At 33.0% G+C, this 20741-nt stretch carries 16 protein-coding genes and 2 pseudogenes; all 18 read right to left on the reverse strand.

Going from position 1 to position 20741, the window contains the following annotated elements; all coding sequences use genetic code 11:
* Positions 1 to 16: 16 nt before the first annotated feature.
* The 18 genes and pseudogenes from rny to rbfA all read right to left on the reverse strand — a co-directional run bounded on the left by rny (position 17) and on the right by rbfA (position 20468).
* Positions 17 to 1576 (reverse strand): ribonuclease Y, encoded by a 1560-nt coding sequence (rny, locus tag PYW44_RS07820; RefSeq protein WP_021338756.1) that lies wholly within the window; start codon positions 1574 to 1576, stop codon positions 17 to 19.
* A gap of 325 nt (positions 1577 to 1901) precedes the next feature.
* Positions 1902 to 2948, reverse strand: a complete 1047-nt coding sequence (recA, locus tag PYW44_RS07825; RefSeq protein ID WP_021338755.1) for a recombinase RecA — start codon at positions 2946 to 2948, stop codon at positions 1902 to 1904.
* Between the two features lie 173 nt (positions 2949 to 3121).
* On the reverse strand, positions 3122 to 4264 hold the full coding sequence (locus PYW44_RS07830) for a CinA family nicotinamide mononucleotide deamidase-related protein (protein WP_021338754.1): 1143 nt from the start codon (positions 4262 to 4264) through the stop codon (positions 3122 to 3124).
* 307 nt (positions 4265 to 4571) lie between these two features.
* Positions 4572 to 5150, reverse strand: a complete 579-nt coding sequence (pgsA, locus tag PYW44_RS07835) for a CDP-diacylglycerol--glycerol-3-phosphate 3-phosphatidyltransferase (protein WP_002507829.1) — start codon at positions 5148 to 5150, stop codon at positions 4572 to 4574.
* Positions 5151 to 5202: 52 nt separating this feature from the next.
* Entirely contained in the window at positions 5203 to 5595 is a 393-nt protein-coding gene (locus PYW44_RS07840) for a helix-turn-helix domain-containing protein (protein ID WP_002507830.1), read from the reverse strand.
* Between the two features lie 33 nt (positions 5596 to 5628).
* On the reverse strand, positions 5629 to 6459 hold the full coding sequence (locus tag PYW44_RS07845; protein ID WP_021338753.1) for a YmfK family protein: 831 nt from the start codon (positions 6457 to 6459) through the stop codon (positions 5629 to 5631).
* Between the two features lie 163 nt (positions 6460 to 6622).
* Entirely contained in the window at positions 6623 to 7327 is a 705-nt protein-coding gene (gene ymfI, locus PYW44_RS07850) for an elongation factor P 5-aminopentanone reductase (RefSeq protein ID WP_021338752.1), read from the reverse strand.
* A 1-nt stretch (position 7328) separates the two neighbouring features.
* The gene (gene yfmH / locus PYW44_RS07855; RefSeq protein ID WP_021338751.1) at positions 7329 to 8615 is read right to left on the reverse strand and encodes an EF-P 5-aminopentanol modification-associated protein YfmH; all 1287 of its coding nucleotides are present in this window, start codon (positions 8613 to 8615) and stop codon (positions 7329 to 7331) included.
* On the reverse strand, positions 8615 to 9904 hold the full coding sequence (gene yfmF / locus PYW44_RS07860) for an EF-P 5-aminopentanol modification-associated protein YfmF (protein ID WP_031265898.1): 1290 nt from the start codon (positions 9902 to 9904) through the stop codon (positions 8615 to 8617). The genes yfmH and yfmF overlap by 1 nt, the downstream gene beginning before the upstream one ends.
* Before the next feature lie 10 nt (positions 9905 to 9914).
* Positions 9915 to 10628, reverse strand: coding sequence for a GntR family transcriptional regulator (locus PYW44_RS07865; protein WP_021338749.1), 714 nt, complete (start codon positions 10626 to 10628; stop codon positions 9915 to 9917).
* A 2-nt stretch (positions 10629 to 10630) separates the two neighbouring features.
* Positions 10631 to 12076 (reverse strand): annotated as a pseudogene (locus PYW44_RS13390) (DNA translocase FtsK); the annotation flags it as partial.
* A gap of 179 nt (positions 12077 to 12255) precedes the next feature.
* A pseudogene (locus PYW44_RS13395) lies at positions 12256 to 13081 on the reverse strand (DNA translocase FtsK 4TM domain-containing protein); the annotation flags it as partial.
* 307 nt (positions 13082 to 13388) lie between these two features.
* Entirely contained in the window at positions 13389 to 15062 is a 1674-nt protein-coding gene (gene rnjB / locus PYW44_RS07875; RefSeq protein ID WP_046465284.1) for a ribonuclease J2, read from the reverse strand.
* 399 nt (positions 15063 to 15461) lie between these two features.
* On the reverse strand, positions 15462 to 17561 hold the full coding sequence (gene pnp, locus PYW44_RS07880) for a polyribonucleotide nucleotidyltransferase (RefSeq protein WP_021338746.1): 2100 nt from the start codon (positions 17559 to 17561) through the stop codon (positions 15462 to 15464).
* A 154-nt stretch (positions 17562 to 17715) separates the two neighbouring features.
* Positions 17716 to 17985, reverse strand: a complete 270-nt coding sequence (rpsO, locus tag PYW44_RS07885) for a 30S ribosomal protein S15 (protein WP_021338745.1) — start codon at positions 17983 to 17985, stop codon at positions 17716 to 17718.
* 104 nt (positions 17986 to 18089) lie between these two features.
* Positions 18090 to 19061 carry a riboflavin biosynthesis protein RibF gene (ribF, locus tag PYW44_RS07890; protein WP_002507840.1) on the reverse strand — a complete coding sequence of 324 codons (972 nt, stop codon included), beginning with the start codon at positions 19059 to 19061 and terminating at the stop codon, positions 18090 to 18092.
* A gap of 13 nt (positions 19062 to 19074) precedes the next feature.
* Positions 19075 to 19992, reverse strand: coding sequence for a tRNA pseudouridine(55) synthase TruB (truB, locus tag PYW44_RS07895; RefSeq protein ID WP_002507841.1), 918 nt, complete (start codon positions 19990 to 19992; stop codon positions 19075 to 19077).
* 128 nt (positions 19993 to 20120) lie between these two features.
* Positions 20121 to 20468 (reverse strand): 30S ribosome-binding factor RbfA, encoded by a 348-nt coding sequence (rbfA, locus tag PYW44_RS07900; protein WP_031265894.1) that lies wholly within the window; start codon positions 20466 to 20468, stop codon positions 20121 to 20123.
* Positions 20469 to 20741 lie beyond the last annotated feature (273 nt).

Raw genomic sequence — 20741 nt, forward strand, 5'->3', positions numbered from 1 at the left:
ATTTAATGACTAACATTTATTTTGCATATTCAATTGCTCTAGTCTCACGAACAACTGTCACTTTTATATGACCAGGATATTGAAGTTCGTCTTCAATTTGGCTTTTTATATCTCTTGCTAAGCGATGTGATTTTAAGTCGTCGATAGTATCTGGTGATACAATAACTCGAATTTCTCTACCTGCTTGAATTGCAAACGCTTTTTCGACACCATCATAATTTTCAGATAGTGTTTCTAATCTTTCCAATCTTCTAATATAATTTTCTAAAGTCTCTTTACGAGCACCTGGTCTCGCAGCTGATAATGCATCTGCTGCTGCTACCAATATAGAAATAATTGAAGTTGGTTCAACATCACCATGGTGGGAATGAATTGCGTTAATTACTGTTTCATTTTCAGCATATTTTTTTGCTAATTCTACACCTATTTCAACATGGCTACCTTCAACTTCATGATCGATTGCTTTACCAACATCATGAAGTAGACCAGCACGTTTAGCTAATGTAACATCTTCACCTAATTCAGCCGCTAACATACCACTTAAGTGTGCAACTTCGATAGAATGTTTCAATACATTTTGTCCATAGCTTGTACGATATTGTAAACGACCTAAGATTTTAACTAAATCTGGATGCATATTATGCACATTTATTTCAAATGTAGCTTGTTCCCCTGCATCTCGAATAATATCGTCTACTTCTTTACGAGCTTTGTCTACCATATCTTCTATTCGTCCAGGATGGATGCGTCCATCTGAAACAAGATTTACTAATGCAGTTCTTGCAATTTCACGTCTGATTGGGTCAAAACCAGAGAGGATAACCGCTTCTGGCGTATCATCTATAATTAAGTCAATACCCGTTAATGTTTCTAACGTACGGATATTTCTTCCTTCTCTACCAATGATTCGACCTTTCATTTCGTCGTTTGGTAAATTAACAACTGATACTGTAGATTCAGAAGTATGTTCTGCTGCTAATCTTTGAACAGTAGTTGCTAACAATTCTTTTGCATTTTTATCGACTGCTTCTTTTGCTTCTTTCTCTTTTTCCTTAACAAGTATTGCAATATCTTGTGACAATTCATCTTCAACTCTTTGAAGTTGCTCTTGTGCTGCTTCTTCTTGAGAGAGACCAGAGATGCGTTCTAATTCTTGTTCATGCTTATTTATTAATGTTTGAACACTACTCTCTTTTGCATCTACTTGTTGTTGTCGTTCTTCAAGTTTAGACTCTTTTTGCTCTAAAATCTCATCTTTTTTATCTAATAAATCAGATTTTCGCTCTAAGTTTTCTTCTTTTTGCAGAAGTCGAGCTTCTTGCTTTTGAAGATCACCACGTCTTTCACGCAGTTCGTTTTCACTTTGTTCTTTTAAGATTTGGTTTTCTTCTTTAGCTTCTAGGAGCTTTTCCTTCTTAGTATTCTCTGCTTCTTTATTACCTTGTTCAATAATATCTTCTGCAGTTTGTCTTGCTTGTAATTGCTTTTGATGCAATAGATTACGGGCTACAATGTACCCTACAACAACTCCGAGAATAATACCTAGCAAAATGAGTAGGAGGTCTAATAAACTCACACAAACACCCCCTTTTTATCTAGGATTTTGCTCTGTATATCAATTTCAATATGATTATATCAAGTTATATAAGAATCATACAATGTAATTGTACGGTTTTAAACTAAGAAGTGTCAAGGTTTCTGACACATTAATTCAATATTTGAGTCTCCTCTTTTACACTATTTCCACTATAATTATTGTTGTCACTTATATTATAAAGCTCATATAGCAAAATATTTGTTATATTATATTTTAAAATTCTTATATTGATGTAAAAAAATAAGCGCATATTTTTACATATACGCTTATTTTATAGTAAATATTTAATTAATTTTAGATAACACTATTCATCTTCAAGAAGCGTAGTTTGTTTTTCACTTTCGTCTTCTTTAACATCACCATCGATAATGCCTAGAGCTTCACGCAATCTACGATTAATATCTTCTTTGATTTCAGGGTTTTCTTTCAGATATAATTTAACATTTTCTTTACCTTGTCCCATACGATCTCCATTGTATGAATACCAAGCACCTGATTTATCTACAATTTCATTTTCAACACCTAAGTCAATAAGTTCTCCTTCTTTAGAGATACCTTTACCATACATCATATCCACTTCTGCAACTCTGAATGGCGGTGCTACTTTATTTTTAACAACTTTAATTTTCGTTCTATTACCAACAATATCTTGGCCTTGTTTTAATTGTTCAGCACGACGTACTTCTAAACGTACAGAACTATAGAATTTCAATGCACGTCCACCCGGTGTTACTTCAGGATTACCGAACATCACGCCTACTTTTTCGCGAATTTGGTTAATAAATACTGCTGTTGTTTTTGATTTAGAAATAGCGCCTGAAAGTTTACGCAATGCTTGTGACATTAAACGCGCTTGTAAACCAACATGTGTATCTCCCATTTCACCTTCAATTTCAGCTTTTGGAGTTAACGCAGCAACGGAGTCAACAACTACGATGTCAACAGCACCACTTCTAACGAATGCTTCGGCAATTTCCAATCCTTGTTCCCCATGGTCAGGTTGAGATAAATATAGATTTTGAATATCTACACCTAAAGCTTCTGCATAAACAGGATCTAACGCATGTTCAGCATCAATAAACGCCGCAATCCCACCATTTTTTTGTACTTCTGCAATAGCATGTAATGCCACTGTAGTTTTACCAGAACTTTCTGGCCCATATATTTCTATAATTCTTCCTTTAGGGTAGCCACCTACACCTAACGCATTATCCAAAGTAACTGAACCACTTGAAACGCTAGACACTCTTTGGGCTTTATTATCGCCTAATTTCATAACTGCGCCTTTACCAAATGATTTTTCCATATTTTTAATTACTGTATCTAAAGCTTTTTGACGATCGTTATCCAATGTTGGACCTCCTAATTGAGATTAATCTCTGTAAAATATCTTAATCCTACTATACCTTGATTTAAATAATTCTGCAAGCGTTTTGCGAATATTTGTTCGCTTATATAGACGGAAGTTACAACGAAAACAGAACACACGTACTATATTTTTAAATTTTTGTAGACTTTAAATGCTTATTTAAACCAATTTAGTAATCGTATTAGTACAAAATTTTGAGTTCTGCTTTTTATTGAATTTCTTCTTTGCGTCATTTTAAAGGACTGAATTCCAAGTCTCTCATTTTCTAAAATGCCTAAATAAATTTTATCCTTATGCTTCATTATTGAAATACCAACTTCTGTTTGATACAAAGCTTTAACGATATTGGCAGAGACAGAAAGTTGAGTTTCAATTGTATCACGTTCATCTATAAATTGTGTATGATGTGGTAACATTCCTTGAAGCAATTGTGATGTATTAAAATTCTGCAGTCTGGAATATAATTCTCCATCTGTAACAGCATCATATATAGCAAATGATTGGTGTATTTGATCCATCAAAGATTGTTCCAGTAATATATCATCAGAACCATAATAATATTCACCAATACGTGATAAAATTTCTGCTTTAATAGGAGCGATGAGTTGCTCGCATTCACGTTGCGTATCTCCATTTGCCGTTAATCTAATATTAACTTCGTGCGTTCCAGCCAATGGCGCAATCGTAGGATTTGTTTGTCCATCTATTAAATCCATTAATACTGTTTCTACTTTAGATTCGCCGATGCCTGCAAAACGCAATAATTCTGAGAATATAGTACTTTCACCATTGAAAAAGAATGGCAAAAGTTCGTTTTTAGCCATAGGTTGCATTTCTCTTGGTGGCCCTGGTAACAATACAATACGTCTTTCATCTTGATCTACTAACATACCTGGCGCCATACCGACTTTATTTTCTAATACATGTGAACCTTCTATAACTAACGCTTGTTGGCGGTTATTTGGAGTCATTTCAATATTCTGTTCTTCGAAGAATTGTTCAATGTAATTCAAAGCATGTTTATCAATTACTAATTCTCGACCTAATACCTTAGCAACCGTATGTTTCGTTAAGTCATCTTTAGTTGGGCCTAAGCCACCTGTTAGTATAACAGTATCATAATGATTAAATGATGCTTTTATGACTCTTTCTAATCGTTCTGGATTATCACCGATTACAGTATGCTCTACCACACTGTGACCTACACCATTTAGCAATTTTGATAAATATTGACCATTGGTATTAGCTATTTGCCCCAACAATAATTCTGAGCCCACCGCAATGATAGATATCTTCACAACTTCTCCTCCTCAACACTAAGTTACATAATTCACTTTAGTCTATACTTTTTACTCACTTAAAAGCGAGCGGAAAAATGTTTTACGATAAACTTAATTATAAATCTTAATTCCTTAAAAAACTAAAGATTAGATTTTTATGTCTTTTTAAAAGCTCCGTAAATCTTAACAAATCAATTTTTTTGTTATTTGATAAAATAACATAAAAACAGCCCAAATTTTATCGCTTTGGACTGTTTTGCTATATCATAGTACTTAATTTTATTGATAAGTATGGGAGTAGTAAATGTATTGGAACTAACCTCAATTATTTTGCTTTAAATACATCTCTACCTTTATAGAAGTATTCAATTCCAGATAACACTGTGAAGAATACACCGATGTATAACAGCACTTGTCCTAATTCAAAACCAATCCAAGTTGCTAAAGGATCACCTAGGAGAATCCAAACAATAGCAACCATCGTAACAGCAGTTTTAATCTTACCTAATTGCCCTGCAGCACTTACAAAACCTTGCTCAATTTGTAATAAACGTAATCCTGTTACAGCGAACTCACGTGCAATGATAATAATTGCAACGATTGAATTTGTTAAATCAATTTGCACAAGTGCGATTAAAGCACTTGAAACGAGTAATTTATCAGCTAATGGGTCCAAGAATTTCCCCATATTTGTTACAAGCTCCCATTTTCTTGCTAAATAGCCATCAACAAAATCACTTAACGACGCGATAATAAAAATAACACCACTAATTAATAATTCAATTCTAATTTCATTACCACCGATAAATGAAATGTTGCCAAATCCAAAATCTATCAGTGCAAATAGAAGAAATATTGGAATTAGTATAACTCTAAAAACAGTTATCCAATTCGGTATATTCATAAAAAGTCCTCTTTTCTTTTTTATAACTTAATCGTTGCTATATATTAATCAATTATAATACTAAAACAGCTAAAATCCATAATAGTGCTGAAATGATAATAACAACACTTACTATAACAGCTACTTGCAGCGGCTCTTTATTCTTACTACGATATGTCGGCTTATTTTCTTTAGAAAAAGCTTCAATCGTCTCTTGCATGCTTTCGTCATTATTTGGAATTTCGTCTCTATGTGCTTTAATTAACTGTACAGAATCAATATTAACGGCTTTTGCATATTTTTTAATAAAACCTTCTGCATAATCAACCTTATTTAATGATTCAAAATCGTTATTTTCTATCAAAGTCAAAGTTTGACGTTTTATCTGTGTGCGTGTTTCTAATTCATTTAAAGTCATACCTAAACGTTCTCGACGTCCCTTTAAAGTTTGACCAACTGTGTTCACGATGTTAGTCCTCCTTGATAACTACTCATTTTTTTATTCAAAGAAACCAAAACCGCCACCAAATTCATCGTTACCAAAATCTAAGTTGTTTTTACTTTTAACAGTTTGTTTCTTCATTTCTTCGTAATGAATTTCTTGGTTCTTATTTTCTCTTAATTCAATAATATAATCGAAATCGCTCATCTCATAGTCACTTGTTTCAACAAACAAGTCAGGATGTTCAACCACCTTGATTGAAGGCAAACTCATAACTTCTTTTACTAATTCTTGGTGTTTTACATTAGATTCTCTTGCTGTTACTGCTCCGTCAATGATATAAACATGATTAGTATCGTACTCACCTTTAATTAATGAGCTACGCACTGTTTGTTTGATTAATGTAGAACTGATGAACAACCAACGTTTATGCGCACAGACACTGCCAGCAACAATAGATTCTGTCTTTCCTACCCTAGGCATACCCCTAATTCCTATTAGCTTATGACCTTCTTCTTTAAATAATTCTGCCATAAAATCAACGAGCAAACCTAAGTCTTCTCTTTCAAAACGAAATGTCTTTTTATCATCGGCATCTTGCTCTATGTACCTGCCATGTCTCACTGCCAATCGATCACGAAGTTCAGGTTTACGTAATTTAGTAATAGAAATATCATCAATTTCAGTGACAATATTTTCAAATCTACTTACTTTTTCTAAGTTATCAGACTTAATGAGTAAACCTCTACGACCTTCATCAACACCATTGATTGTTACAATATTGATGCCCATCATACCTAACAAACTAGATACATCGCCCAATAAACCTGATCTGTTCAACGTTATCTCATATTCTAAATACCATTCTTTTTTAGTAGCTACTGTCATGAAATAAACACCCCTTAGTTTAAAAACAACGGTTATTTTATAATAGATTGGTGCTCAAGAAACATCTATTAATATCACTTTTTTAAATCCTGTGATTTATTGTATTGTTATTATATCATTGAATGTTTCATAGTTGGCTTATTTTTTTACACAATATTAAAATTTATAAATACCATGCTCCGTTTACTTTTTGTATCGTTCCAGTAATACTCTTAGCTAATGGGTGGCATAAATAACTACATGTATGTGCAATCTCTTCAGGTTCAATCAATCTTTGTTGTGGCAGTTCTTTTGTTATCTCGCTAAGTTCATCTGCTGTCCAAACTTGAGTCATGTTACCACTGACAAACCCGGGTGCGATAGCATTAACCGTGACATTCGTCATAGCTAACTCTTGGCTAAGCGCTTTAACAAAACTAATTTGAGCACCTTTCATAGCTGAATAAACAGTCTCCATGCTGGAGCCAGTTTCACCCCATATAGATGAGATAACGATGATTCTACCATTTGTACTTTGTCTTAATTGATCTGCAAAATATCTACTTGTTCTTATAAATTGACGCACATGTATTTGATAACTCGAATCGATCATTTCGTCTGTCATATCCTGTAGTTGTCCATATAAAGCTGAACCACTAGCATAAATTAAACAATCCAAATTTTTTATGAAAGCAAAAGCTTTGTCCAAGTCATTACACTGAGTTAAATCACATTTTACAAATTGTACTGACTTCTGTTCATAGCGTTTTGTTATAGTTTCTATGTTTGATTTATTATAGTGTACGATGACTTCATACCCATCCGTTAATAAACGATCGACAATTGCAGAACCTATTGTACCAGATCCACCCATGACCAAAGCTTTCATTTTATTTCATCTCCAAACGACTATCTACAACTTGCGTTAGATTTAAACATGTATTTGCTGTTTCGTTCACGCTATCTAAAGTGATACTCTCAACAATGTCTAATAAGTCGAATAAACTTACGCCTTCAAAATAAAGTTTTGTGTATTGGTTAGCAATATACTCTGGAGAATTTAAACCTGAGATAAATTCTCCAATAAATTGTTTTTTTAATAAGTTAAAGGCCTCTGCATCACTTAGTTTACCTTGTGTGTTTTCTAATTCCTCTAATAATAGTGCTTTCAATTTATCAGGGTATTGTGTTGCACTCGTGATAACTGAAAAGCTATAGGTTGGTTCTAAAACAAATTGATAACCAAATGTTTCATCTATTAAATCTTGATTGAGCAACGTTTGATAAAAATCTGTCTCTTCACCAAACACCATTTCATAAAATAGTGTCATTTCTAAATCACGTTTAACATAGGCTTCGTTAGGTTCATTTTTTAAAGTTTCGTTTTTAAAACCAAGCATTAACCTTGGGGATTGAAGTTTCATAGATTCTGTTACATTGAATTCATTAACTTCACTTTTTTCATTTAAAGCATCTCTGACAATTTGTGGTTGATTCACTTTATCTCTTTTATTTTCGTGCTCAGCAATGACTTCATAAATGTGCTCTGCATCTACATCACCTACAACAAATAACACCATGTTCGATGGATGGTAGAATGTTTCGTAACATAGATATAAATCATCTTTAGTTATTTCATAAATGCTTTCAACACTGCCTGCAATATCCACACGAATCGGATGTGTTTCATACATAGCTTTTAATGTATTGAACATTAATTTATAACCAGGTTGTTCTTGATACATTTTAATTTCTTCTTCAATGATTCCTTTTTCTTTATCAACCGTCTCTTTAGTAAAATAAGGCGTTTCTACCATTGTTAATAAGCGTTTGATATTGCGGTCTACATTATCGGTAGCACTGAATAGATAGCTTGTTCGATCGAAGCTCGTAAATGCGTTAACTTGAGCATTGTCTTCTGCAAAAGCAGTAAATAAGTCTTCTTCTTCATTTTCAAATAATTTATGTTCTAAAAAGTGTGCCACGCCATCTGGAACTGTGACATATGTATCACTACCATGTGGTTTAAATTTATTATCTAATGAACCAAATTGTGTTGTATAAGTTACGAAGGTTTTTTGAAATCCTTTTTTCGGAATAATAAATAACTTGAGACCATTATTTAACTCCGCTTCATAAACTTTTTCGTCTATTTGTTTATAATATTTTTCATTCATCAGTCATTACCTCCTTTCGTCAAAATGTAAATCGTATCTAATATTGTTTCTTGTGCTAATTGCTGAATATCTGTTCTAGATACATTTTGTATACCTTCAATAAAACTAGTTTCTGACATATCTTCATCAAGTAATATATTATTATTTAATATTTCAATAATACTTTTCGGTCTATCATGAGATTCTTGACGTTGTGAAATAATCACTTTTTTCGCTAGCTCTAATTTATCGTCATCAAACTCACCATGTTGAAATTTTTCAAATTCAGCTATTATTGTATCTTTAGCTATTTCATATTTATCTGCTGAAACGCCACTAAGTACAAACATAAAACCATTTTTAGCATCCATTTGAGAGTGTATCGAATAAGCTAAACTTTGCTTCTCACGTACTTCATTAAATAATACGGAGGAAGGATCTCCACCAAACATGACATTTAACACGACCATAGCAAAGTATTGTGAATCTCCATATTGTGCTGGGAATTTATATCCCATATTTAGTTTGGCTTGATCCACTATATCTGTTTCAATAATTTCTTGTGGTAAATGATGTGATTTTGGCTTTGGCACTGCATGTGATAATTCAAATTGAAAAGGTTTAAGATCAAAATATGATTGAATTTGTGATTTCACTGCTTGCTCATCTACGTTACCTACTACATAAACCGCGCAGTAGTCATCTTTTAGCATAGATTGATATGTATGATATAAATTTTTAGGTGTTATGCCTGATATGTATTCTACTTGCCCTGACGCTATATGGCGATAAGGTTGGTCTCCAAACATATTTTTCAGTAAGTTTAAAAATGCAATTTGTGATTTATTATCAACTATAGCATCTAATTTTTTTGTTAATAACGATTTTTCTTGTGCAACAAAAGTTTCATCAAATTCACCATCTGTAATTAACGGGTTCCAAATCATTTCTTTTAGTAGATCCAAACCCTTTTCAAATAATGGTGTTTGATCTTTTAAATAACGTTCATTTACGATTTCTAAAGATATTGTAATTACATGCTTGTCTTTGAATTTCGAAATAAAACTGTTAACGTATGCACCATATAATTGTGATAAGTGTTGGTTAAATGCTTTATCCGTTGGCCATTGTTTTGTCGCACGAACGAGTACTTTGCTCAATAGTGAACGTGCTGTCATTGTTTCGCTATCTAATGGCGCCATAAATTTCAATGTGATTGTGGTTGTTTTAAATTTTGTTGTTGGCATTACTTTTATATGCAAGTCATTTTGCTGTTTATCTATCTTCAAATTGTCATGCCTCGCTTTCATAATTTTGTTTTTATATTCTATTTCTAACCGTTTTAAATTTTACTAAACTACTTTTGAAATAATTAAAAGAATAAAGTATTGGATTATCATCATTATCATAATGTATTAATTTCAAAAGCATGAGCCCTTCATGCGGTGATGCATCTAGCACATCCGAGATATGAGGTTCATAACTTATGGCCTCTATTTCTGTATTTGCATAGGCAACTTTTTTATTAGCATAAGCTTCAATCGCATTTAATAAAGATTCATCACTGTTTTGATACTGGGCACACGTTAAATCATCAGCAGGCACTTTATCTAAGCAATATACTACTGGTTGTCGATCTGCGAGTCTCACACGCTCTATAATGGTCACAGAAGCTTTATCAGGAATGTTTAATCTTAATGCATCCAATGAAGTAGCCGGTTTTTCATCTAAGCTTATAAATTCTGTTCTAGCGTTAAAGCCTTGTTGCTCTATCATTTGACTAATACTTACAAGTTCACCTAAAGGATAGAAGAATGGGTGCAGTGATTTAACACTCGCACCTTCCTCTAAATTATTAGATAATACTTGCTCTGTAATCAATTCATCCACAGCATCGTAAACGTCATCTGTTTTAACATTTAGTGTTCTAGCCACTGCTAAATTACTTGGCAATGGCTCTCCAGGACTCAATTTACCTTCTTTAATTTGTTGAATCATCCACTCTTTAACTTTATACACAGAAGTAAGTTCCATAATTACACCTCATCACTATCTAAATCCACAAGTATCTGTCTAGGTTTGCTACCTTTTTGTGGTCCAATAACTTGATTCCGTTCTAAATCATCCATCAATCTTGAAGCTCGATTATAACCAATTCTAAACTGTCTTTGTAACAAGGATGTACTTGCTTTTTGTTGTTCAATTATAAATATATATGCTTCATCATAAAGTGAATCTTCACTCTTCATTTCTGATTTTTCAACTGGTGCATCTGGTTCCATTTCTTTAACATAGTTCGCTTTTTGTTGTTCAACCACATAATTAACAATATCTTGTACCTCTTGATCGCTTAAAAATGCACCTTGCACACGTGTTCTCGTAGAACCACCATTTGCAACATATAACATATCACCTTTACCTAGTAACTTGTCTGCACCGCCACTATCTATAATCGTTCTAGAGTCAATTTGTGAACTCACAGCGAAAGCGATTCTTGATGGAATATTATTTTTGATTATACCAGTTATAACATCTACAGATGGGCGTTGCGTTGCAATAATTAAATGAATACCTGCTGCACGTGCCATTTGAGTAATACGTTGGATTGCATTTTCCACATCTTTACCTGCAACCATCATTAGATCTGCTAATTCATCAACAATCACCACTATATACGGTAACTCAGATTTTTTCTCTTCTAGTTCCTTATTTTGTCGTTTAATTGCTTCGTTGTAGCCTTCAATGTTTCTAGTTGAAGAATGTTGGAATAGATCGTAACGTCTTTCCATTTCAGCAACTACTTTTTCTAGTGCTTGTGATGCTTTATGTGGATTTGTCACAACAGGTATAAGCAAATGAGGTATACCATTATATACATTCAACTCTACCATTTTTGGATCAATTAACATAAGTTTTACTTCATGTGGCTTAGCATTAAGTAAAATACTTGTAATAATACCGTTAATACAAACTGACTTACCACTACCAGTTGAACCTGCTACGAGTAAGTGAGGCATTTTATTTAATTCAACTGTAATTGGATCACCCGAAATATCTCTACCTAATCCAACTTCTAATTTGTTTTTAGCAGGAAACTTCTCATCTAATACTTCTTTTAATGAAACAAGCGAGACCTTGTCATTCGGCACTTCTATACCGACAGCTGACCGTCCAGGTATTGGCGCTTCTATACGGATATCTTTCGCAGCAAGTGCTAAAGCAATATCATTATGTAAATTAACGATTTTACTTACTTTCACACCTTGCGCAGGTTGTATTTCATATTGCGTGACTGCTGGACCAATTTTTATTTGAGTCACCCTTGCATTCACACCAAAGTTTTTGAGTGTTGTTTCTAGTAACTGTCCTTTTTTTTGTACTTCTGCCTTAGATGTAGCTTTTTGCTTGGCAGGTTGATTAAGCAAAGAAAGCGGCGGTATTGTATATGCTTCGTTTTCAACTTCACCTGCTTCAGATATGGAATTTGCACCATCTTCATCTAATGGTTGTTCAGATTCATCTATCAACTGATCTAATGAAGCTTGTTCCTCTTTAGAATTTTGTTGTGATGATATTTGTCCATTGGTGTCTTCTTGATTTAGATTACGTTGGCTACGTTTATAATTTTTATTTTCGGTAGGTTGAGCGCTATCATCATCGTTATCACCATGTCCATATATAGGTATGGATTGTTGCTGTTCTGCAGTTAAATTTGAAACTTCAGGTAAATCACTTACATCTTTAACTTCATTATTGGCTTTATCCTGAGTAGCAGCTTGTTGTGCTTGTAATTCAGCTTTTTTCTCTGCTTTCACACGCGCTTTAGCATCTTTCTTAATTCTATTTTGTTTTCTTTTTTCTTTTAAGTTTACTGAAGCATCTTGACCTTTAACTTTCATCTTTTCAAATACGATTTTCGACACATCACGATGACTTTGTTTTAAAAGTAAAATTGCACTTGAAGCCATCAATAAAATTGTCACAATAATAATACCAATAATAGAAATTAAAGGCGTGAATAAAGTTAATAAGTAATATCCTATTAATCCTCCACCAAAATCAGGAAAGTTTGTCTGTTCATAAGCCTTATAGACAAATGACAATACTGGTTCCCGTTGAGCTTGTGCATTATTAGTAAAGTAAAAAAAGATTTGCGTCACTAATAGTAGTGCTAATTGTAATATAAAAGCACCAACTGTACGTCTTGTCTTTGGTAAAGCTTTATAATAAGTAATAAATATTGTACCTATAAATAGTAATATATAAGTTAAGTAACGGCTATTACCAAATAAATAATTCAAGAAACTATCTATCATTGTTCCAATAATACCAAGCTGAAACGCGCCTAGTACAATTAATACAAAGACGATAATAGCAAAAACATATCTTATAGGACTGTCGCTTTGTTTTTTCTTTTTATTTGTTGTTTTTTTTCTTGTATTTGTTGGTTTTCTCTTAGTTGTAGTTCTCTTTTTTGTTTGTGCCACGTTCCACACCTACTTTTCTAACTCTGATTTCAATTTCATTTTAATTATATACCCATTGATTCTTATGTGAATCACTTTTATTTATCGTAAATAATATGTATTTAGCTTTTATTATATAAGTATGATTGTATAATAAAAGTTTATTTGTATTCTATAATAACACAAAAGAGGTAAGACAATATTCGCTTTGAGTGGATTTAAAGGTTGCTTGCATGTCATATTTAAGATATAACAATCAACTGCAATCTACTTTTAAATATGTTTACCTAAGCGTTTGTCTTAACCTCTTTGTTTAGTATGGAAACTATTAAATTTCAGAAATAACTGGAATGATCATTGGACGACGTTTCGTGTTTTCAAATAATAATTTGCTAATTTGATCACGCATACTTTGTTTGATTTCAGACCATTCAATTCGTTTCTCTTGTAGTCCTAGTTCAACGATTTCACGTACTTTTTCTTCAGCTTCATTTAATAAAGCTTCACTTTCTCTAACATAAACGAAACCTCTAGATTGAATTTCTGGTCCGGCTGCAATTCGTCTATTTTTCGGATCAAGTGTTACGACCGCAATAAAGATACCATCTTCTGCTAATAAATGACGATCTCTCAGAACGATATTTCCTACGTCTCCAACACCTATACCATCGATAAGTACATTACCAAAATTTACTTTTTCATTTAAAATCATTTCGTCACCATCATAGTTAACGACATCACCTTTTTCCACAAGGAAGATTTTCTCAGGTTGTACACCTGATTCATTCGCTAATTTTGCATGAGCAATTTGCATTTTAAACTCACCATTTACTGGTATAAAGTATTCTGGTTTCATAATATTAATCATCATCTTCAATTCTTCCATGCAACCATGACTTGAAGTGTGTATTTTTTTACTACTAGGTAAGATTTCTGCACCAGCACGCGCTAATTCATTTAGCGTGTTACCAACGATAACTTCCATACTTGCAGAAGCAGTAATTGCTAGGAAAACAGAATCCCCTTGTTCAATATTCATTATTTTATGTTTCTTTTGAGCCATTTGACTTAATGCTTCTACTGGTTCACCTTGCATACCAGTTGCAATAATAATAACTTCATTTTTAGGATAATTTTCAACTTCATTAATTGGAATTAATAAGTCCTTAGAAATATCAAAATAGCCCATCTTTCTAGCAATATTAAATGAACTCTCTAATGAACGGCCTAGGAAAGAAACTTTTCTATTCAACCTCTGAGCCAAATTCAATACTTGCTGAATGCGGATAAAGTTCGATGCGTAACAAGAAACAATCAATCTGCCTTTTACTTTAGTAAATGCATCATACATATGTGATTCAATTACATTTTCTGGTGTATTATAACCTGGTTTTTCTGCCTCAGTCGAATCACTGATAAGCGCAAACACACCCGCTTCGCCTATTTCAGTCATTTTTTTCAAGTCTGGTGCGTAATGACCTTGTAGACTTTGATCAAATTTAAATTCGCCTGTATAAACGATAGCACCATATGATGTATGAATACATACGCCTAAACTGTCTGGAATACTATGCGTTGTATTGAAAAATGTAATGTTTACTCCTTTAAAACGCATAACTGATTCATTATTCACTGTATAATATCTTACTTTTTTATTAACATTACGTGCTTTCATATTTTCTTTAATTAACGCAATTGTCAGTTTAGAACCATACACAGGCGCATCTACTTGTTCTAATACATATGTGACAGCTCCGATAGCGTGTTCGTGCCCGTGCGTTAAAAATATACCTTTTAATTTATCTTTATTCTCAATCACATATTGAATGTCAGGAATTACAATGTCCACACCTAGCATTTCATCTTCTGGGAACATCAGTCCTGCATCTAACATAAACATTTCATCGTCTACTTCAACGACATACATATTTTTCGCAATTTCTCCAACTCCGCCAAGTGGAATTATACGAATATTTTTATTTTTTTTCTTTATTAAACTCAAAATGTTACCTCCTATTTAAATTCCCGTCCATATATAAACTCATAGTATATTATAAGTTAAAATAGGCTTTATGTACACTATTAAAGTAATTACTATAAATAGTTTGGGATTGATATCAATAAATAAACAATTACTTATAAATCTTCGATATTTTCATATTCACGCTTTTACTACAATAGACACTATGAATTTACCAAAAATTAAACTTTAGTCTTATAAACTTATGTATTCCATTATTCATGGAATGATTCTAACTACTATTTGCATTGGAATTAAATAAAAAAAGAAACCAGTATACTCTAATATGAAAACCGATTAAAATAGAACAGGAAACATTCTATCGTAACGCGATTCATATCATTTACTAGTTTCTAATAAAATTCGATTTTTTATTTTATATTAATTTGATAAAAGTACTTTATGAGACGCATTCACGCGACCTTGTTTATCAATTTCTGTTACTTTTATTTTAAATGTATCTCCAATTTTCAATACATCTTCTACTTTATCAATACGTTCATTTGCAATTTGTGAAATATGAACTAAAGCATCTTTACCAGGGAATAATTCAACAAATGCACCGTATTTTTCGATACGTTTTACTTTGCCTTCATATACTTGGCCAACTTCAGCTTCACGTGTAATGTCTTCTATGATACTACGCGCTTCGGCGATTGCATCTTTATCAACAGCACCTATAAAGATTGTACCATCTTGTTCAATATCAAGTTTCACACCTGTTTGATCAATGATTTCATTGATTTTCTTACCACCAGGACCAATAACATCTCTGATTTTTTCAGGTTTGATTGTCATCGTAACGACTTTAGGTGCAAATGCACTTAACTCACTGCGTGTTGTATCAATTGTCTGTAACATATGATCTAAAATAGCTAAACGACCTTCTCGTGCTTGATCTAAAGCTTCTCTAATAATCTCTTTTGTTAAACCATCAATTTTAATATCCATTTGTATTGCAGTGATGCCTTCAGGCGTACCTGCTACTTTAAAGTCCATGTCACCTAAAGCATCTTCCATACCTTGAATATCCGTTAAAATAGTATAACTATCATCACGTGTTACTAATCCCATAGCAATACCTGCTACTGGAGCTTTAATAGGAACACCTGCATCCATTAACGCTAACGTAGAACCACAAATTGACGCTTGTGAAGATGAACCATTTGATTCTAATACTTCACTCACAATTCTTACAGTATAAGGGAAATCTTTAGTATCTGGAATCACATGACTCAATGCACGTTCACCTAAAGCACCGTGTCCAATTTCACGACGTCCTGGAGAACGAACTGGACCTGTCTCACCAACTGAATAATTAGGGAAATTGTAATGATGCATGAAACGTTTTTGTTGTTCCTCACCAAGACCATCAAGAATTTGATATTCGCTCATTGAACCTAATGTTAACACAGATAGTGCTTGTGTTTGACCTCGTGTAAATAAACCAGAACCATGTACTCGTGGTAAGACGCCAACTTCTGATTCTAGTGGACGAATTTCATTTGATTTACGGCCATCAGGTCTGATTTTTTCTTCAGCGATTAATCTTCTTACTTCTTCTTTTACTAAACTATTTAAAATGCCATGAACATCTTTAATTAGTTCAGCATTATTAGCATCTTCTTCATCAATAAATTCTGCAACGACTTTTTCTTTTAATGTGTCAAGATTGATATCACGTTGTTGTTTGTCAAACGTTAATACAGCTTCTTTTAAACCATTGGCTTCAGTAAGCTGTTTCACTTTGTCTTCAAGCTTTTCGTCTTGTTCAACGGGTGTAAATGGTTTTTTCACTGGTTGGATGTGATCAACAATTTCTTGCTGGAAATTAACTAAACGTTGTATTTCATTATGACCAAAGAAGATTCCCTCAAGCATTTCACTTTCAGTAATTTCACTTGCCCCTGCTTCAACCATATTTACAGCATCTTTGTGTCCAGCTACTTCTAAGTCAAGACGCGACACTTCTTTCTGTGCAACAGTTGGGTTAATCACGTATTCACCATCAACATAACCTACGTTTACACCAGCAATTGGCCCATGGAATGGAATGTCCGAGACACTAAGTGCCATAGATGAACCTATCATTGCTGCCATTTCTGGAGAACAGTCAGGATCAGCACTTAATACGGTATTCATGATTTGTACATCATGTTTATATCCTTTAGGGAAAAGTGGACGAATTGGTCTGTCGATTAAGCGCGCAGTTAATGTTGCTTCGTCACTTGGACGTCCCTCACGTTTTTTAAACCCACCAGGAATTTTACCTGCTGCATACATTTTTTCTTCATAATTTACCATTAATGGGAAAAAGTCAACATCGCGTGGTTCTTTTGAAGCTACTGCAGTAGATAATACTACTGTATCACCATAACGAACTAACACAGCACCGTTAGCTTGTTTAGCAAGTTGCCCTGTTTCAATCGTTAATGATCTATTTGCCCATTCAGTTTTAAAAACTTTTTTCTCTTGAGACATTACGAATCTCCTCTCATATATCTATTAGTTATATCATATCATTTCTCAGAAAAATTTTATATTAGTATATTACTTTTTAAATAATATGCTTTCTAGATTATAAAAAAGGGAAAGGACCCTAAAGGTTCTTTCCCTATCAATATCCATATTAAAATTAACGACGGATACCTAATGATTTAATTAATTCACGGTAACGTTGTACATCTTTGTCACGTAAATAGTTAAGTAAATGTCTACGACGACCTACCATTTTTAATAGTCCACGACGTGAATGGTGATCTTTCGTGTGTTGACGTAAATGTTCGTTTAATGTAGTGATTTCTTCAGTTAACACAGCGATTTGTACTTCTGGTGACCCAGTATCCGCTTCGTGTGTACGATATTCTTTAATTAGTTCATTTTTACGTTCTTGTGAAATTGCCATAGTCAATTTCCTCCTTTTATTTTTATGCGCCTTTAACCGAGCGAACCGTTGGAGACTCGGACTGCCAAGATAAAGGTGCCTTAAATGTGTAAAACACATTCGACTTAAATATTATATGATATTTCGTCTCCAAAATCAACCGATAATAAGTATTTTGCTTTTTCTTTATCTTTATTCATTTGTTCTACTAAAGGATCTATCCCATCAAATTTAATTTCTGGTCTTAAATAATGATGCCAAAATACAGTGACACGCTCGCCGTAAATATTTTCGTTAAAATCAAATAAATTCACTTCTATAACTACTTGTGCTTTAGAAGGATCATGAAATGTAGGTTTTACACCCACATTGGCCACACCTCTATAAACTTTTTTATTTGCCCCGATTTCCATACTAACTGCGTAAACACCATTTTTAGGCAATACATAATCACCACTAGGTTGAACGTTTGCTGTTGGAAATCCAATTGTTCTGCCACGTTTTTCACCTTGTACTACTGTTCCTTTAATGCGGTAGAGATAGTCTAATTCTTCATTAGCCTTTTGCAAGTCGCCTGTTTTAAGCGATTTTCTAATTTCCGTCGTGGAAATTTTTTCGGATTCTATTTCTTGTTTACTTACAACTGTCGTATTAAATTCAGTCATTTCATTTAATATCATCATATTACCTTTTCCAAATTTACCAAATGTAAAATCAAAACCAGCTATTACTTCTTTTACATTATTTTTTATAATATATTCTTCTATAAAAGTTTCAGCGGGTACATTGGCAAATTTTGAAGAAAAGTTAATAACAATACAATAATCTATGCCATAAGACTCTAATATTTCAACTTTATCTTGTATTGGTGTTAAATAATCAGTACGTTTCCGTTCAGGATTTAGAACTACCGAAGGATGAGGATCAAACGTCATCACAGCTTTTTTTAAATTGGATGATTTTGCTTTTTGCTCTAGAGTATCAAATACTTTCGCATGTCCCTTATGCATGCCATCAAAAAAACCAAAAGCCATGGCAACGTCTTCCGTTATATATTGATCTTCTTGAATTGGATGAGCTACTTCTATCACTTTCATGCGTATTTCTCCTTTAGTTAAATACCTTCTTAGGCTTAATTTCGTCATTTTTTTCAGGATGTGGTGCATAAATTGCTAAGACTTTATTGTCTGTAACATCTACTAATGCCACTATCGTATCTATTGCTTCTGTGAATTCTTTTTTATAAAATTTTTGGCCGTTTAAAATTTTGCTTTTTACTATTTCATCTGAAATCAAAATTTGTTTTAAACCTTTTAACCCATATTCTATAGGAAATAACTTTTCTTGTAACGTGTCATGCTCATGTAATTCTGCAACGTCATTGAGTGTGAGACTCTCCTCTAAATCAAACCCACCACTTTGAATTCTAGTTAATTTTGACATATGGGCTGGAAATGCTAAGGCTTTTCCAATATCTGTCGCTAAAGTTCTGATGTATGTTCCTTTGCCACATTCAACTAAAATATCGAAATGGCAACTTTCGTCTTCAAAGCGAAGTTCTGATGTGCGTTTAATTTGTATAATATTAACTTGTCGCTCTGGTCTTTCTACTTCTTCATTATTCCTTGCATATTCGTATAATTTTTTCCCATTCACTTTTACTGATGAGTACATCGGTGGTATTTGAGTAATCGTTCCTTCAAATTGATTCAATATTTGATCAATGTCCTGAGCTATAATTTCATCTTGAGCAATAGTTGTTTGCTCAAGGATTTCACCAGTTTGATCTTCAGTAGTTGTACTGCTTCCAAGTGTAACAGTCGCTTTATAAGATTTTCCCATATCCATGATGTAATCACTAACTTTTGTTGCACCACCAATACATATAGGTAAAACGCCTGATACTTCAGGGTCTAAAGTACCAGTATGTCCAACTTTTTTTGTTTTTAAAATTTTCCTCAATTTAAATACTACATCGTGGCTTGTTAAACCACGTTCTTTATACACAGGCAAAATACCATTATACATTTCCACGCCACCTTTAATGCTCTTTTTTTACATTACTTACATATTAACATGACTCAGCTTACTTTGTGTTACGTAAAAAAGCTGAAACATAAAATCTAAAGAGATTTTGTTCCAGCTTGTTATAATAATTAATCTTTTTTGTGTAAATCTTGAATCATTCTTTCAATTTTATTTCCGTAATCAATTGATTCATCATATTCAAAATTCAATTCAGGAATAATTCGTAATCTCATTCTTGAACCTAGTTCAGATTTAATAAAACCTTTTGCCTTTTCTAACCCTTTAAAAGTATCTTCTTTTTGTTTTTCATTACCTAATACTGTTAAATAGATTGTTGCAATTGATAAATCATTTGTTAATTGCACATCTGTAATCGTTAAAAATCCGATTCTTGGGTCTTTGACTTTGTTATTAGCGATATCCATAATTTCTTGCTTCATCTGTTCGCCAACACGTTCAGCTCTCATATTCATTATATTCACCTCACACGATTTATTTGTCCGGGAAATGTTTCCTTACTTAAAGATTATATGACAGTTCATTTCATAACGTCAAACAAATTTATTATTTCAGTAACTACTATTTTCAAAAGTTTTGTTCGAGTCCTGTACACTTTATATTGTACATTATTAACAAAAAATAAACATTTTATGACACTTAGGCATTATTTTAATTCCTAACTGTTATATTATGAAACATTTTTTCATTAATAGTCAATAAAATCTATTTTAAATTTCTTAAGTGTTTAA

It is taken from the genome of Staphylococcus equorum (assembly GCF_029024965.1).
Lineage (GTDB): Bacteria > Bacillota > Bacilli > Staphylococcales > Staphylococcaceae > Staphylococcus > Staphylococcus equorum.